This is a genomic window from Streptomyces sp. NPDC091287 (assembly GCF_044768525.1).
Taxonomy (GTDB): Bacteria; Actinomycetota; Actinomycetes; order Streptomycetales; family Streptomycetaceae; genus Streptomyces.
This window is the reverse complement of sequence record NZ_JBIVUV010000019.1, coordinates 203,882-219,628: the sequence shown is the minus strand read 5'-3', so window position 1 is coordinate 219,628 and position 15,747 is coordinate 203,882. Positions and strand designations below refer to the sequence as shown.

At 74.0% G+C, this 15,747-nt stretch carries 10 protein-coding genes; 6 read left to right on the top strand and 4 right to left on the bottom strand.

Going from position 1 to position 15,747, the window contains the following annotated elements; genetic code table 11:
• Positions 1-232: 232 nt before the first annotated feature.
• The 4 genes from ACIQRW_RS29770 to ACIQRW_RS29755 are packed head-to-tail and all read left to right on the top strand — an operon-like array spanning position 233 to position 10,816.
• Complete coding sequence (locus ACIQRW_RS29770; RefSeq protein ID WP_403765891.1) at positions 233-4,048, top strand: tubulin-like doman-containing protein; 3,816 nt, start codon at positions 233-235, stop codon at positions 4,046-4,048.
• Positions 4,045-6,702, top strand: a complete 2,658-nt coding sequence (locus tag ACIQRW_RS29765; protein WP_403765888.1) for a hypothetical protein — start codon at positions 4,045-4,047, stop codon at positions 6,700-6,702. Before ACIQRW_RS29770 ends, ACIQRW_RS29765 begins: the two co-directional genes overlap by 4 nt.
• Positions 6,699-8,753, top strand: coding sequence for a hypothetical protein (locus tag ACIQRW_RS29760; protein WP_403765885.1), 2,055 nt, complete (start codon positions 6,699-6,701; stop codon positions 8,751-8,753). The genes ACIQRW_RS29765 and ACIQRW_RS29760 overlap by 4 nt, the downstream gene beginning before the upstream one ends.
• Entirely contained in the window at positions 8,750-10,816 is a 2,067-nt protein-coding gene (locus ACIQRW_RS29755) for a hypothetical protein (RefSeq protein ID WP_403765882.1), read from the top strand. Before ACIQRW_RS29760 ends, ACIQRW_RS29755 begins: the two co-directional genes overlap by 4 nt.
• Before the next feature lie 32 nt (positions 10,817-10,848).
• Here the strand turns inward: ACIQRW_RS29755 and ACIQRW_RS29750 are convergent, their stop codons facing one another.
• The 3 genes from ACIQRW_RS29750 to ACIQRW_RS29740 all read right to left on the bottom strand — a co-directional run bounded on the left by ACIQRW_RS29750 (position 10,849) and on the right by ACIQRW_RS29740 (position 12,622).
• Positions 10,849-11,961, bottom strand: a complete 1,113-nt coding sequence (locus ACIQRW_RS29750) for a DUF4037 domain-containing protein (protein WP_403765879.1) — start codon at positions 11,959-11,961, stop codon at positions 10,849-10,851.
• Between the two features lie 108 nt (positions 11,962-12,069).
• Positions 12,070-12,261 carry a hypothetical protein gene (locus tag ACIQRW_RS29745; protein WP_403765876.1) on the bottom strand — a complete coding sequence of 64 codons (192 nt, stop codon included), beginning with the start codon at positions 12,259-12,261 and terminating at the stop codon, positions 12,070-12,072.
• Positions 12,262-12,346: 85 nt separating this feature from the next.
• Positions 12,347-12,622 (bottom strand): hypothetical protein, encoded by a 276-nt coding sequence (locus tag ACIQRW_RS29740; RefSeq protein WP_403765873.1) that lies wholly within the window; start codon positions 12,620-12,622, stop codon positions 12,347-12,349.
• Positions 12,623-12,881: 259 nt separating this feature from the next.
• Here ACIQRW_RS29740 and ACIQRW_RS29735 point away from each other — a divergent pair, with 259 nt between their 5' ends.
• Together ACIQRW_RS29735 and ACIQRW_RS29730 are read left to right on the top strand one after the other, a co-directional pair.
• Positions 12,882-14,081, top strand: a complete 1,200-nt coding sequence (locus ACIQRW_RS29735) for an ATP-binding protein (protein WP_403765870.1) — start codon at positions 12,882-12,884, stop codon at positions 14,079-14,081.
• Positions 14,078-15,118 (top strand): ParA family protein, encoded by a 1,041-nt coding sequence (locus tag ACIQRW_RS29730; protein WP_398618331.1) that lies wholly within the window; start codon positions 14,078-14,080, stop codon positions 15,116-15,118. The genes ACIQRW_RS29735 and ACIQRW_RS29730 overlap by 4 nt, the downstream gene beginning before the upstream one ends.
• A gap of 85 nt (positions 15,119-15,203) precedes the next feature.
• Here the strand turns inward: ACIQRW_RS29730 and ACIQRW_RS29725 are convergent, their stop codons facing one another.
• Complete coding sequence (locus ACIQRW_RS29725; protein ID WP_403765867.1) at positions 15,204-15,719, bottom strand: hypothetical protein; 516 nt, start codon at positions 15,717-15,719, stop codon at positions 15,204-15,206.
• Between the last annotated feature and the right edge of the window lie 28 nt (positions 15,720-15,747).

Sequence of the window (15,747 nt, the reverse complement as noted above, 5' to 3'; positions counted from 1 at the left end):
CCTACCCTTGCTGCCTTCCGGCCCTGGGGGAGTTCAGTCAGATAGCGCCACGTGAGGGGCTGACGCCCACCTTAGCGGATCCCCACCCCCACCGGGGCCCCCCCCCCCCCCCCCCCCCCCCCCCCCCCCCCCCCCCCCGCCCCGGGGGGGCCCCCGGGCCGCGACCCGCGCGGCGGTGCGGCGACGCCCATGGACGAACCGGCCCCACCCCGGCCGGAAGCGGGAGGAACACATGAAGATCTTCCAGCCGATGCTCTTCGTCGGCCTGGGCGGCACCGGCGGCCTCGTCGGCGCCGAACTGGAACGCAAGCTGCGCGTGGACCTGTGCGGCCCCGACGGCACCGCCCTCCAGCACATCGGCGGCCTCGCCCCCTACCAACTGCCCGACTGCCTGCAGTTCGTGTACGCGGACTTCAGCGAGTCCGACCTCCAGCGGCTGCCCCAGTTCAATGTGGACTCCTCGCTGCGCGCGGCGTACGCCCGCACCTCGCGGGCCACCCACAACCTCCTGCCGAACTTCGACAGTTCGCCGGAGGTGACGCAGATGCTGCGGGCCAGCCTGCGCGAGGAGGTCGCGGGCTGGCTGCCCTCGCGCGAGGGCGAGCCGCGCGTCACCCCGCTGCACAACGGCGCGGGCCAGCTCCCCACGGTGGGCCGCGCCGCGCTCTTCGCCACGCTGCGGCACTCCCTCCAGCCGGTCCTGGAACCCCTCCTCCAGGCGATCGACGCCATCGCCAAGTCGGCGGGCGAGCTGAGCGAACTGGGCGGCGGCCGGGTCACCGGCTGCGACGTGTTCGTCGCGTTCTCCGTCGCGGGCGGCACCGGGGCCGGGATCTTCCTGGACTATCTGCACCTGATCAACCAGGCGTTCAAGATGCGCCGCTTCAACGGCGTGAAGATCTACCCGCTGGTCGTCATGCCGTCCTCGTTCCCCGCCTCCACCGGCGGCGGACGCGAGGCGGAGCTGAACGCCGCCCGCTCGCTCGTCGACCTGTTCCGGCTGGTCGACGGGCAGAACGCGCCGACCGCCGGGGCGGAGATCGGCGACCTCGATCAGGAGACCGGTCTCGGCATCCGCTACCCGGGCATCACCCCGGTCCGGCTGCGCACCGGGATCCTGCCGACCGCGTTCCTCTTCAGCCCGACCGCGGGCATCCGCCAGGACGACCTGCGCCGCTCCATCGTCTCGCTGGTGATGTCGCTGATCGGCACCGAACTGGGCGACAGCCGGGCCCAGGGCCGGTCGATGGCCGGCGACGACGACTTCCAGACCTTCGCCGCGAGCTTCATCAACCGGGGTGTGCAGCGCAGCGCCCTGTCACCCACCGGCATCGGCCGGCAGGGGGTGTCCACCAGCCTGGTCGCCTCGATGACCGCCCCCATGGACCAGCTGGCCGACCTGGTGGCCGGGCGGCTGCTGCGGGTCGCGGTCACCGAACTGGTGGAGCGGCCGCGCAACCCGGCGAAGGACGACACCGTGCCGCTGGTCCGGCAGCTGTTCGCCGACTCCCAGCTCGAAGAGCTGTGGGAGCGCAAGCAGTTGCCCGTCGAGGACCCGCAGCCGCTGCCGCGCGGCGGCCGGGCGATCGAGGAGGCGCTCAACAACCGGATCGGGGACATGCAGCGCCTGCTGTCCGAGCTCCAGTCCATCGCCGACCGTCAGGCCGCGGCGATGGCGGCCCGGTTCAGCCCGCGCCCGGCGATCGAGAAGCTCCTCCAGAGCGTCGACCCGTTCCTCGCCGAACGCCTCGTCAGGGGCGTCCCGGACAGCGAGGACGAGATCACCCGGCTCGGCTTCCTCGGCATGCTCACCGCCCGCTCCCGCTCCCCGAAGCGGCCCCCGGGCGTCACCGACCAGCCGCCGAAGACCCCCCGGATCAAGGGCCGCATCGCCGGGATGTCTCCGGCCCGGTGGGGTGACGACGACGTGCGGGCCGCCCTACAGGCCCAGGACAGCTGGTACCGCTGGCGCTGCCGGGCCGTCTGGCACGAGGCCTGGCGGGAGCAGCAGCAGCGCTGGCAGTCGCAGGCGGACACGGCGGGGACCGACCTGGCGCGGCTGGTGAACTCCTTCCGCAAACACGCCGACCAGGAGCGCAAGTCCGCCGAGCAGAAGGGCCTGGAGCTGTACGCGGAGCGCACCGGCATCTCGTACCTCCTGCCGCCGCAGCGCAGCCTCAACCACTTCTACGAGGACGTCGTGGCCCGGCTCGTCCGCGGCGAGGGCCTCCGCGAGAGCGACGACGAGGCGTCGCTGCTGCTGCGGCTCATCGACGGGGACACCTGGCGGGAGGTGCACGCCCGGAGCCACCGCAACCCGGACGGGGCCGTCGGAGCCGTCAAGGCCCGGCTGGAGGGGCGGATCACCCGGCTCTTCGCCGAGAGCGGCGCGCAGTTCGAGGAGCGGCCCCTGCTGCCCTCGATGAGCACCCTGCTGGCGGCCGCCGCCGGTGACGCGGACGCCACCGACCAGGTCAGCAAGGAAGCGCTCGACCTGTTCAGCCGGAAGCTCACCGGTCTGCTGCCGGTCGGTTTCACCCCGGAGGGCACCGGGCCGCTGCGGGTCCTGGTCACCCATCCGCGGGTCCAGGCGGGGGACGAGGTGCAGGAGTACCTCGCCAAGGCGCTGCGGCTGCCGTCCGACGCGAAGAACTCCGTCGAGTACCGGGGCGTGGAGAGCGACTCGATCACCGTGGTCCTCTTCCGCAGCGAGATGAGCCTCACCCAGGTGCCCGAGGCCCGCAAGGTGCTGCGCCAGTGGGCCAGGGCCAAGGACGACGAGCAGGCCCACGACGTGCTGCGCTGGCGGCAGCGCCTGGGCTACGAGGACGACTGGATGGTCAGCAGCGAGGAGGACCGGCGCACGATCCTGCACCGCCTGCTCTGCTGCATGTGGAACGGCCAGGTCGACGTCCTGGACGGCGATACCGCCTCACCCGCCCGGGTGCGGCTGCGGCTGTTCCCGGAGAAGGGGGCGAGCGTCCCCGGCGTACGGCTGCGGCTCGGGGACTTCCCCGGCGGCATCTCCAGCTGGTCGGAGCTGCTGCGCTCCTACGAACGCTGGACGGTGCTGGACGACGAGCGGACCGTGGAGGACTACTGCGGCAAGCTGATGGGCGCCCAGCCCCTCGGGCTCGGCCGGGCGGGCACCGAACCGCACCCGATGTTCGTCGAGCTCGTCGAGCGCATCGCCCCGCGCCAGCTGGAGCTCCTGGAGGAACGCCGGGAGCTCGGCGGCCGGCGCGTGGACGGCTGGATCCGGCCGCTGTGGGAGTTCTGGGCGGAGACCCTGCCCGCGGCCCTGGACATGGAGTTCGGCGACCAGCGGGCGATCCAGCCCACGCTGCGGACCCTGCTGGAACACGTACGCGGCGGCGTCCCGAAGCCGCCCCCCTCCCGGCCCGCGCCGGAGCGCCGGCGCGTCGTGGAGGACGACGAGGACTGGGGCACCTCGGCTCCGAGCACCGACGAACGGCTGGGCGACGACACCCTGCCCGGTCCGCGCTCGGCGCCGCGCTCGGCCCCGTACGACGCGGAGGAGCGGTACGCCGGCGCGGACCGGCACACGGACACCCGGCACACGGACACCCGGCACACGGACACCCGGTACGGGGAGGAGCGGTACGGGGAGGAGCGGTACGGGCCGGACGCCTCGCGCGAGGACCGGCCGGCCCGGGGCGAAGGACGCCGGGACGAGCGGTTCGCGGACGAGCGGCCCCGCGACGAGCGGCCCCGGGACGGAAGGTTCACCGACTCGTACCCGGAGTCGCGGGCGGGTGACGCCCGGTTCACCGACTCCCCCGGTGACGCCCGGTTCGGCGGCGACGACCGGTACACCGGCTCCCGGTCCGGCGACGACCGGTTCGGCGGGGGCGAGCCCGTCGGCGCGCGGGACGACGGCGGCAGGGACGACGGCGCCGCCGACGGGTTCGGCGAGCAGGACAGGCCGCCGGTCCGCCGTCCGGCCGCGGGCGGCTGGGACGGCGACGGCTGGGACACGGACGACGAGGGCGGCGCGGGGCGCTCCCGGAACGGGGGCCCGCAGTGACCTCTCCCGAGGACACCACCGCCGTGGTCCGTCTCGACCTGCGCGCCGGGGCCGCGGCCCTGGCGACCCCGCAGGCCGTGCGCGACCGGGTGGCCGAGCAACTGGGCCGGGCCGGACTGCCGGAACCGGACTACCCGCTGTTCCTGGTCACCGACACCCCGGCCGGGCTGACCGACCACCAGCTCCAGTACGAACTGCTCTCCGGCTACCGGGCGGTGGGCGAGACCCGCATCCTGGTGCTGCTGGTGGGCAGCTCCCCCGGTTCGTACGCCGGCGGGGAGGAGGCGTACCTCCCCGACCGCCGGCTGGTGCGGCCCACGACTCTGCGGGCCGCCACGACCGGCCTGGTGTGGGCCGGTGATCTGCGTTCCGCCCGTACCGCCCTGGACCGGCCGGAGCCGGACGACCCCGCGGCGCTGGCCGTCCTGGTGGACCTCCTGTCGGTCCCGGACGTCTTCGTCCGGGTCCTGGAGGGCCTGCGGAAGCTGCCCGACTCCGTCGCCGCCCCCGGGGTCCGGCTGCTGGAGCAGGACCTGCCGACGGAGGTCAGGGACCGGGCCTGGCGGGACGCGCTGACCCGGTTCGCGGGCGAGGACAGCGGGGCGGGCGACCCGGTCGACACCGTCCCGGACTCCCAGCTGCCCGAACCGCTGCGCGCGCTCGTGACGGGGCGGGACGGCCGGGGCCACGGGCACCGGCGGCCGGACGGCCCGGCGAACCTCGCGCACCGCACGTGCGCGGAGTCCCTGGACCGCGCGGACGAGGACCTCGTCGCGCTGCGGTCCTTCCCCGGCCTGCTGCACCCGGCCCGGCGCGATGCCCTGGAGGCGGATCTGCACCAGGCCCGCGAGGACCTGGGCGGGTTCCGCGCCCTGGTGGAACGGGCCCTCCAGGGCGGCGGCGGAGCGGCGGCGCCCACCGCGGAGGCCGCCGCCCGGCTCGGCGCCCTCGGACTGCGGGTGCCGGCGGCCGACAGTGCGGGGGAACGCGTCGGCGAGGGGCTCCGCGAGCTGGCGGGCAGGCTCCTCGGCGACGGGCTGGCGCTGCGTTCGGTGGCCCAGCACTTCACCGCGCTGGCCGGGCGGGTCGAGCCGGTGCCGGGCACCGCGCTGCTCCACCGGCTCGCCGACCACTCCGAGGAGTCGGTGACCCGCGGCTCCGCCACCGAGTACGCCGCGCCGCCCCGCACCCCGGGTGCGGTGCTGCTCATGGCGGGCGCGGCGGGGCTGCTGGGCGGCCTGTGGCAGTGGCCCGCCGTCCTGGCGGCGCTGCTGGTGCCGGTGCTGTTCGTGGTCGTCGCGCTGCTGGGCGCGAACCGGCTGCGCACGGGCCGGCGCGCCGCCCGGTGGCCGATGGGCCCCCGGCTCGCCGCCGTCGCCGGTGCGGTGGCCGGGGCGGCGGTCGCGTACGCCGCCGACCCGCCGCTCTGGCTCGGCGGGACCGGGCTGCTGGTCGGTCTCGGTCTCACCGCCGAGGCGGTCCGCAGGCTCTGGCGGGACGCCGCCGACTCCTGGGCCGCCGGGCGCGGCACGACGGCGCTGCGCACCGCGCTGGACGGGCTCGACACCCTGCTGGCGGAGCTGGTGCGCGAGCACTGGGCGGCGGAGGAGCGGCTGTACTGCGCGGACGCCGCGCGTTCGGTCGCCGGGATGCTGCGGGCGACCGCTGCCGCCGCCGACGCCCAGGCCGCACCCGAGCCCCTCGCCCCGGCCGGGGCGGGCGGCGCCGGTCCCTACGAGGACGACGACTGGCTCTCCGCGCCCTCCGCGCTGGAGACCCCGGAGTCCGACGCCGCCGACGGGGGCGCGGACGACGGCGACTGGGCCGCCGCCTACGCCTGGGACAACACCCCGGACCGGCACGGCGATCACGAGGCCGACCGGGCCGGCGACCCGTACGGCGACCGGGACGGCGGGGGCCCCGGACCGTACGGCACGCCTTCCCCGGCCGCGTATCCCGCCGGTCCTGACGACGCTCCGTGGGGGAGCGGCGAGGGCGACCGAGCACCGCGCTGGCTGGACCGGGAGATCGGTGAGGGCGGACCGGACCTGGTCGCCACCCTCGCCGGGGACCTCCGCAACACCGCGCTGGCCGCCATGGCCCCCTACTGGGGCGCCGTCGAACGCGGTCAGGCCGGGGCGCTCGCGCTCTCGCGGACCGAGGAACGGGTCCGCGAGCTGCTGTCCGCCGCCCGCCACCACCTGTGGCGCTACGGGGTGCTGGCCCCACCGCCGTACCCGGCCGACCACCGGGCCCGCACCACGGCCGCCGGACTGCTGGGCACCGACTCGCTGCGGGTCGCCGAGCTGGTGGGCCGGGAGACGGACCGGGGGGCCGTCGTCCAGTTGTCCTCACCGGAACAGGGGGCCCTCCTCAGCCGCGACCCGGAAGCCGCCCTGTGGATCCGGTTCGCCCCGGGCACCCTCCAGGGCGAGATCGAGGCCGCCTGGCGCAAGAGCGGTTCGCCGCCGGCCGAGGAGGCGCTGTGGACCTCCTCCGGGCGGTACGCGGGGTTGATCCGGCTCACCCCGCTGCGGATGGGCGTCGTCGACACGGTCCTGCCCCGGCAGGGCACCGGCGGCAGCGCCCGCACCGGCGCCGACCGCGCCGAACCCGCCGTCCACGCCGAGTTCAGGGAGGACGACCGGTGGTGACCACCACCCCGCCGGCCCGGCCCGGGTCACCGGGGGCCCCGCGCCCCCATCTCGTCTTCACCGACCCCACCGGGCGGCGACGCACCGCCCCGGCCCGCTTCGGCCCGGCCTCGCGGCGGGACCCGGCGCTGCCCCAGCGCATCCGCAACGGGCTGCTCGACGACCGGGGGCAGCAGTGCGTCCAGGTGTTTTTGTCGGCGGCCGACGCCGCCAACCCGGTGGCCCGCACCCTGCTGGACACCGAGGCGGGCACCGCCCTGCGCCTCGACCGGACCCTGGAGAACACCCCGTACGCGTATCTGTTCCCCACCGTCATCGGCTACGAGCTGGACACCCCCGAGCCGTTCCTGCTGTACGCCGCCCCGCGCGGCACGCCCGTCGGACGCACCCATGTGATGTCCGCGTCCGACCAGCGGGTGTTCGCCCGGGATCTGACGCTGGCCCTGTGTCTGCTGGACAGCCAGGGTCTCGTGGCGCGCGGGATCTCCCCCGCGACGGTGTTCTGGGACGGTACGTCGGTGCAGTTCTGGGGACTTGAGGGCGTCACCCGCGCCGGACGGCCCCGGACGCCGTGGGGCCGGGCCCCGTTCGCCTCGCCCGAACAGCACCGGGGCGAGGGCCACGTCGACCCCCGGGACGCGGTGTGGAGCGCCGCCCAGGTGCTCTACCAGCTCGTGACCGGCCGGCCAGGCCCCGCCGACCGGGCCCCCGCCGACCTCGACCGGCACCGGGTGCTCGCCGGGACGCTGCCCCGCGCTTTCGCCCCCACGGCGGCCGGACGCCCCACCCCCGGGGCCCTGTTGGAGCTGCTGGCCCCCGAGGAGGCCCGGCGGCTGGGGCCCGCGACTCCGACGGACGGCTCCCGCCCGCACCAGGAGGCGTTCGACCGCGCGCTGGACGCCAAGCGGCGGACGCCCGCTCCCGCCGAGGACCCGGAGGACGGGACGCCCGAGGACCGGGCCCCCGGGGAGGTGCTCTGTCCGTACTGCCTGGAGGGCATCCAACTGGACCTGAGCAGGCTGTTCGTGACGGACGACCAGATGCAGTACCGGCCCCTGGACCTCTCCCGCATCGGCAACCCGGTGCGGCGCGAGGACGTGATGCGGGGCGCGGTCCAGCAGTGCACGGCCGATCCGGACTTCCCGGAGCACCACATCCCGGTGCCCTACCTCACCCACGGCCGCCCGCTGACGGTCGCCATGATCGGCCAGTCCAGCACCGGGAAGAGCCATCTGCTGACCCAGATGATCGCCGAGATCACCGACGGTGGCCTGGAGCGGTACGGGGTGGGCTGGCAGTCCGTCAACCCGGAACAGCACGCCCGGTTCGTCCGTGAGCGGGTGCAGCCATTGCGCAGCGGCAAGGTGCTCGACCACACGAGCGGGGTCGGCCTGGACGGCTTCGCCCGGTTCGTCGAGTCGCTGCTGCTCACCGACGCGCGCGGACGGGTGCGCCCGGTCGCCTTCTTCGACCTCGGCGGCGAGGACCTCGTCCGCACCGACGGGGCGCTGCGCTTCCTGCTCGGCATCGACGCCCTGGTCTTCGTCGTCGACCCGGCGCTCGCGCTGCCGCTGCCCCAGCTCGACGAGGTGCGGCAGCGCTGGGGCACCGAGGTGGACCGGGACGGCGACGCGGCGTTCGGCACCGTCCTCGACCGGCTGCCGCGCCGGGGCCCCTATCTGGAGACCCCGGCGGCGATGGTGCTCGGCAAGTCCGACCTGCTCCGGTTCCAGCCGCCGGTCGACCGCTGGCTGGGCGAGGGGCCGCCCGCCGCGATCGGCCCGGACCAGTTCCGGGAGGAGAGCGGGGACGTCTACGCCCTGCTGCGGCAGCACGCCGGACAGGCCTGGCTGCGGCCCTTCGACGCGTTCCGCCGCTGCACCCTGCACATCGCGTCCGCGACCGGTGGCCAGGAGAGCCAGGGCCGCTACCCGGCGGGCGCGGGGCCGCGCCGGGTGCTGGAACCCCTGGTGTCGCTGCTGGCGATGCACGGGATCATCGAGGCGCCCGGGGGCGCCGCATCATTCGGCGTGGGAAGGGAAACTCAGTGAACGACGCCCTCGATCGGCGCGAGGAGAGCGGACCGGGCGGCCGGCTCGACCAGGTGGTCTTCCGCTGGGACGGGAACCAGGGCCGCTCCAGTACGGGGATGGCGGCGGTGGCGCACTCCTGCTCCGCCGAGCGCGCGGAGTCCCTCCGCCGCGAACTGGGCCCGCTGCTCTGGGTGCCGGGCCCCGGTCCGGCGCCGCGCCAGAGCAGCGTCCGGGTCTCCTCCCGGGCCGCCGGGACCGTACTCCTCCAGCGGTGGCCCACGTTGGACCGGGGCGGCCGTCCCAGCACGGCCTGCCACGCGGTGTTCGGCGACGCGGACACCCTGACGCCGCAGCGCTGCCTGGCTCTGGGCGGCACCGCCTGGAGCGACCGCGCCGTCGCGGAGACCGCCGCCGGGGGCCTGCCGACGCTGGACGGGGCCCGGCTGCGGGCGACGGCGGCCGATCGACTGCGCCAGATGTTCGACGAACTCCCTGTGGTGGAGGAGCCGTTGATGGTGGCGACCGCCGAGTGGCTGCGCGACCCCTCCCGGCGGCTCTCGCTCCTCGCCGCGGAGCACGAACTGCCCGGCTGGCCACGCCGGAACTCCGCCCCCCTGCTCTACCTGGGGCTGCTGTCGGTGTTCGGCGACTGGTTCGGAACGGAGTGGAGCTACGCCACGTACGACACGGCGGACACGCACGCGTTGCGCCTGACCTGTGTGCCCGAGTGGTCCTCCCAGGCGGTGGGCGCCCGGTCGCTGGCCCGTATCCGGCTGCGGCTGCCCGCCGAGGGGGACGTCGAGATGGCCGCGGCGAAGAAGCTGGTCGAGTACGTGCTCGACCACCCCGGCGAGACTCCGGGCGTGCCCCTGCTGACCGGCGAACTCCTCTCCGGGGCCCGCCTGCCCCGGCCGGAACGGCGCGAGGCCCTGCGCCGCATGCTGAACGCCCGGCACGCCCCGGCCCCCGCACCGGTCGGGGAGGAGGACCGTTACGTACGGGAGGAGGACCGGTACGCGAGCGGGCCCCGGCACCAGGACCGGTACGCGAGCGAGGACCGGCAGCAGGACCAGTACGCACGCCGGGACCGGCAGGAGGACCGGTACGCGAGCGAGGACCGGCAGCAGGACCAGTACGCACGCCGGGACCGGCAGCAGGACCGGTACGCGAGCGAGGACCAGCAGCAGGACCGGTACGCGACCGAGCCCCGGCAGGAGGACCGCTACGCGCGCCAGGACCGGGAGGCGCGCCACGAGCAGGAACTACGCCGTCTGCACCAGGAGTTGCTGGTCCACCAGCGCGTCGACGCCGCCCAGTCCGCCCGGCTGGCCGCCCGGCTCCGGGACCTCCGGGACGCCCCGCTGCTGACCCTCCTGTCCGCCGACGGCCTGCCGTGGGCCTCCCGCGATCTCGTCCTGGCCGAGCTGGCCCGCGCGGAGCGACAGCGTTCCCGGGACGAAGCGACCGCACACGCACTCTGCACCGAAGTGCTGCGGCACAACCTGTACTTCAGACCCGGCCGGTCCGGGGCGGACGGTCCGTCCGCCCCGGAGATGCGGGAGCGGGCGGCCGAGCTCTTCTCCTGGGCCGTCGCCCCGCTCGTACGGGACCCCCACCGGGCCCCCGATCTCCGGCCGTTGTTCAACATCGTCCTCAAGGACGGTCGCGACACCGGCATGGCGTGGCTGCGCCGCATCCTGGTCGCGCCCCCGGGCGGCCGGGCCCCCGACCTGCCCCCGCAGCTGTGGCAGCAGGTCGTGACGGACCTCCTCGCCCACCCCGTGCCCGCGCCCGCACCGGCACACGTGCCACCCGCCGCCGTCCCTGCCCCTGCCCCTGCCCCTGCTCCCGCTACGCCGCCGATGCCTCTCCCGGCCTCGTGCACACCCGCCACCGCCCCACCGCCCCGGACCGCACCGGTGCCGAAGCCCTCCGTGCAGCCGTCGCCCGTACCGGCAGGCCCGGAGCAGGAGAAGCCGATCCTGCCGTCCGGCTTCCTGTACGGGCCCTGGTTCGCGCCGGTGATCGGTGTACTCGTCGTCGCAGTGGTCATCGGTCTCGTCATCATCGTCACCAGGTGACCGACGGCCGACGGGCCCGTGCCGCGGGCCCGTCAGCCCAGCGCGTCGACCGCCGCCCGCACGGCCCCCTGCCGCCCGAGGAAGTCCGTGCTGTCCGCCCACTGGTCCACGCTCCCGGTCAGCGGCAGGGCCCGCAGTTCCGGGTCGGTGATGCTCCGGGCCAGGGCGTGGGCGAAGCGCTCGGCGTGCAGCACCTGGAACGGGCGGCTGTGGTACGGCCGCCGCCCGGGGTCCACCGACTCCGCGAGGCCCGAGCGGTTCTGCGCCGCGGCCACGGCCTCGTACGCGTCGCAGAGGTGCCCCTCGCGCGCCGGGTGGTCCGTGGCCGTGACGGCTCCCCGCAGGCCGGGCAGCAGTTCGCCGGCCCCGGGCAGCCGGGCGAAGGCGCTCCCCAGCCACTTGCCGTACGGCGCGTACTCCCGCGCGAGGAGCAGGCACAGCCGCATCAGGTCGCGCACGAGCCGCCCCGCGACCACGGCGGACCCCAGCTCGTCCCCCACCTCGGCGCAGCGGCCGACGAACGCCTCCTCCTGGGAGATCCGCTGCCACTGGCAGGCCAGCAGATAGCGCCACACCTCGTCCGGGTACCAGTGCAGCTCCTGCCGCGCCCTGGTCAGCGTGCCGACGCCGTCGTGGAACACCGCGCCGCCCGTGGTCTCCGCCAGCTTATGCTGCGGCATGGCCAGCCAGTCGCGGACCGCCGGGGCCTGGAGCTCCCCGCCGGGGCCGACGCCCAGGCCGAGCCGATCGTGCAGCCACCCGCCGACGTCGGCGACGAGGACGCGGTGGTGGACCGGGCCGTCCGTCGGCTCCATGTGCCCGACCGGGTCGGCAGGGTCGGCGTGCCGGAAGTGCGTCGGCCAGCCGCGCACCTGCTTGGGCAGCCGCTCGGCGAGCAGGCGGTGCAGCCGCTCCCCGTGCGCGGCGGCGTCGGCCGGTTCCAGGAACAGGTCCAGGCGCGGGCCCCATTCGTGGTCCGCCGACCGGGCGGTGTCGAAGCCGAGCACCTCGGAGCCGGAGCCGATCCGGGCGGCGGCGTACCGCAGTCCGGGGTACTCCGCGTCGAGGACCGGCCGCACGGCCTCCTCGTAGAGGATCCGGGACAGGTCGAGTCCGGGCAGGAACGCGCGGGCGGGGGTCGTCATCCGCCCACCCTGCCCGGCCGGGGGCGTCTGTTTCCAGGCGATTTCCGTGTCGCGGAGCAACGGCTCCCGTCCGCCCGGGGGACCGGTCGGGAGCGAGAGGTGCGAGCACTACAACAGGTGGTCGGCCTTCCCTGCCTTGATGTCCCGGAGGAGGGTGCTCAGCGCCTCCCGGGTGTCAGTCAGGTAGGCCCCCTCCTGCCCGGCGACCGCTATGTAGGCGTTGCCGTCGGCGTCGGTACCCAGGCGGAAGCAGTTGTTTCCCTCGCCGCAGAAGGGCTCTTCCCAACGGATCTCTGTCACGGTCGGACTCCTCATAGGCTGCGAACGATGCTGTGGACGAAGTCCCGCGAGGCGTCCGGGGACAGACTCGCCTCGTCCATCCAGTTCAGATGGGCGCGGTACGTGGACAGTTGCAGCTCGGGCGAACCTCGTCCACGGCCTGACGCTGCCCTCGGCTCTCGCGTCGCCGCACATCGCCCAGGAGACCGTCGAGGTCATCCTGGACACGCATCGTGCGGCGCCGGAGCTGACGGACGCGGCGCTTCTGCTCGCCCACGACCTGGTGGCGTACGCCTGCGGGTTCACCGGAGCCGGCGAGCAGCTCCACCTCTCGCTGTGTTCCGCCGAGAACGCGCTCCAGTCCACCGTTCACGACACACACGCCGCTCACCGTCACCCCCGCCTCGCCGCCGCCTGCGACACACGGCGTCGGGGCCTGCTCGCCCCCGTCGCGGAACGGGTGGAGGCGCGTCTCGGCCTCTGGGGCTTCGGCCCCGCCCACCCGCCGGGTGCCGGAACCTGCACATGGGCCGGCCTCCCGTACGCGCCGAAGCGGCCGGCGGCCTGATCGTCGGACCAGTTCGGGGCCTCCCGGCGGGCACCCCGCGCTCCCACTGCCCGGCCTGCCGGGAACTGAGAGGATGCGCACTGTGAGCAACGATGATCTGGCCGAAGTTCTGGGCACCCGCGAGAGCACGACGCTGGAGTTCAAGCGCACGGCAAAGCGGGAAGGCAAGCGCGGTGACGCCATCGCCACGGCCGTGTGCGCCATGGCCAACGACCTCTGTGGCCATGGGGGCGGTGACATCCTTGTGGGCGTGAACGACGCCGGAGAACCGGTGGACGGTGTCGACACGAGCGATCGCGCGCTACTGGCCCTGACGGACCTCCGGGACGACGGCCGCATTCTCGACCGGCCCTCGCTCACCGTTCGCGTAGCCCGCTACAAGGGCAAGCCGGTCGTGCATCTGCGCGTGGAAGCCTCGGCCGCGCCGCCCGTGCGGTGCGACGGCGTGGTCTGGGTCCGGCCGGGACCCACCACCCGACGGGCCGGGCGGGAGGACGAACGCGTACTGTCCGAGCGCCGCCGTTCGGGGGACGTTCCGTTCGACGTCCGGCCGGTGGTCCGCGCGACGCGCGAGGATCTGGACCTCGACCTGTTCCAGCGTTCCTATCTGCCTTCTATGGTCGATCCCGAGGTGATCGAGGAGAACGGCCGCCCGCTCGCCGTCCAGCTGGCCTCCTGTCACCTCGCGACGCCGGACGGCATCCCCACCGCTCTGGGCCTGCTGACCGTCGGGCTCGACCCGTCCAGCAGCATCCCGGGGGCGTACGTCCAGTTCGTGCGGTACGAAGGGGTCGACCTCGACGCGCCCGTCGCCGACGAGCAGGAGTTGCGGCAGAATCTGATCGGCACGGCTGCCCGGCTCGAACCTCTCCTGCGCAGCAATCTGAGGACCCGGATCGTCGGAGACGGCTTTCGGGAGACCCCGCAACCGGACTACCCGCTGGAAGCCCTGCGGGAGATCTGCATGAACGCCCTGATGCACCGGAACTACGAAACGTCCTACGCCCCGACCCGCATCGTCTGGTTCGACGACCGGATCGAGGTGACCAATCCGGGCGGGCCGTTCGGCCAGGTACGGGACGACAACTTCGATCTGGTGACGGACTACCGCAACCCCTCGCTCGCCGCCGCCTTGAAGGGGCTCGGTTACGTCAACCGCTTCGGCCGGGGCATCGGCAGGGTGCGGGCGGCCCTGGAGCGCAACGGAAATCCGCCCGCCGAGTTCCAGGTGGACGACTCGTCCTGGGCCGTGACCCTCAGGAGGGTCGTATGACCGCGACTTCGATCGCGCTTTTCAACAACAAGGGCGGCGTCGGCAAGACCACCCTCGCCTATCATCTGGCGCACATGATGGGCCGCCTCGGCCGGAACGTCCTGGCCGTGGACCTCGATCCGCAGGCCAACCTGACGTCCGTGTGCCTGGACGAGAGCGAGATCGAGGACCTGTGGTCCAACCCCTCCGAGCTGATCGCCCAGGGCCTCGTCCCGGCGAAATTGAACGGTACGGGGCGTATCCGTGAGGGCCGGACCGTCGCCGACGCGGTGCGGCCCATCCTGGAGGGCACGGGCGACGTGGCCCTGGTGGAGCCGGTCCTGCTGAAGCCGGGGCTGTGGTTGCTTCCCGGAAGCCTCGACCTGAGCCGGTTCGAGGACAAGCTCTCGAACGAGTGGTTCAAGTCGTTCGCCGGAGACATCGCCGCGATCCGCACCACCACCGCGTTCCACCGCATGATCGAGCACGCCGCCGCGTCCGTCGAGGCCGATATCGTGCTCATCGACGTCGGCCCCAACCTCGGTGCCATCAACCGCGCCGCGTTGATCGCGGCCGACAGCGTGCTGATGCCACTCGCCGCCGATCTGTTCTCCCTCAAGGGGCTCAGCAACCTGGGGCCGACCCTCCGGGAGTGGCGGCACAACTGGCGGCAGGTCGTCCTGCCCCAGGTGCCGGCGGGGATCTCGGCGCCCCCGGCGGAGATGACACCACTGGGGTACGTGATCATGCAGCCGGAGATGCGTCTGGACCGCCCGGTGAAAGCCTACGAGCGGTGGCTCGGGCGCATTCCTCTCGTCTATTCCTCCGCCGTGCTGGACGACGCGAAGGACCCTTCGTCCGGGGAAGCCCCCCATCACATCGCCACGCTGCGCAACTACCGCAGCCTGATGCCCCTCGCTCACGACGCACGCAAGCCGATGTTCGAACTCAAGGCCGCGGACGGCGCGCTCGGCAGCACCCAGAAGTACGTGCAGACCTGCTACAGGGAGTTCAAAGGGCTGGCCGAGAACGTTCTGGACCGCGTGGCCGACCGGTAGTGCCGACCGGTAGTGAGGCCAGGACACGGCCTGATGCGGTGGCGGGCCCGGACCGGAGCGGTCCGGGCGATTCGCCGCCGCCGCTTCAGAACTTCTCCACCTTCGCGCCCTCGGGCACCTCGTAGCACCCGGACGTCGTCGTGATCCCCAGGCTGGGCTTCGCCCGGTCGCGGTACTGGACGATCCAGACGCTGACCTTCTTGGCGTCGTTGTCGGCGACCAGGTTGAGGTTCTCGTTCTTGCTGTTGTCCCGGTACTCCCTCTTCAGCACCCAGCCGCCGGTGTTCAGCTTCTTCTTGAGGTTCTCCATCGCCACGTCGGAGTCGGCGGCGGAGCCGGGCTGGAAGTTCCACGGGTGGAACACGCGGAAGAACCGCTCCGGGTCCTTCCCCTCGCACTCCCTGACTCCGGGGCCCGGCTCGGACGCCTTACCGGGCACTCCGGCGTACTGGTAGATCTTGCTGGAGACGGCTTCGAGGGCGTCCGCCGCCTCGTCGGTCGTGGCGATGCCGGCGTACGGCACGCCGGAGGAGGCGTCGTCGGAGCCGGCGGAACCCTCGCCGGGTGAGCTGGGCGAGCTGGGGCTGTTGGAGTCGTTCATGCCACATCCACTGAGGAGGAGAGCGGTC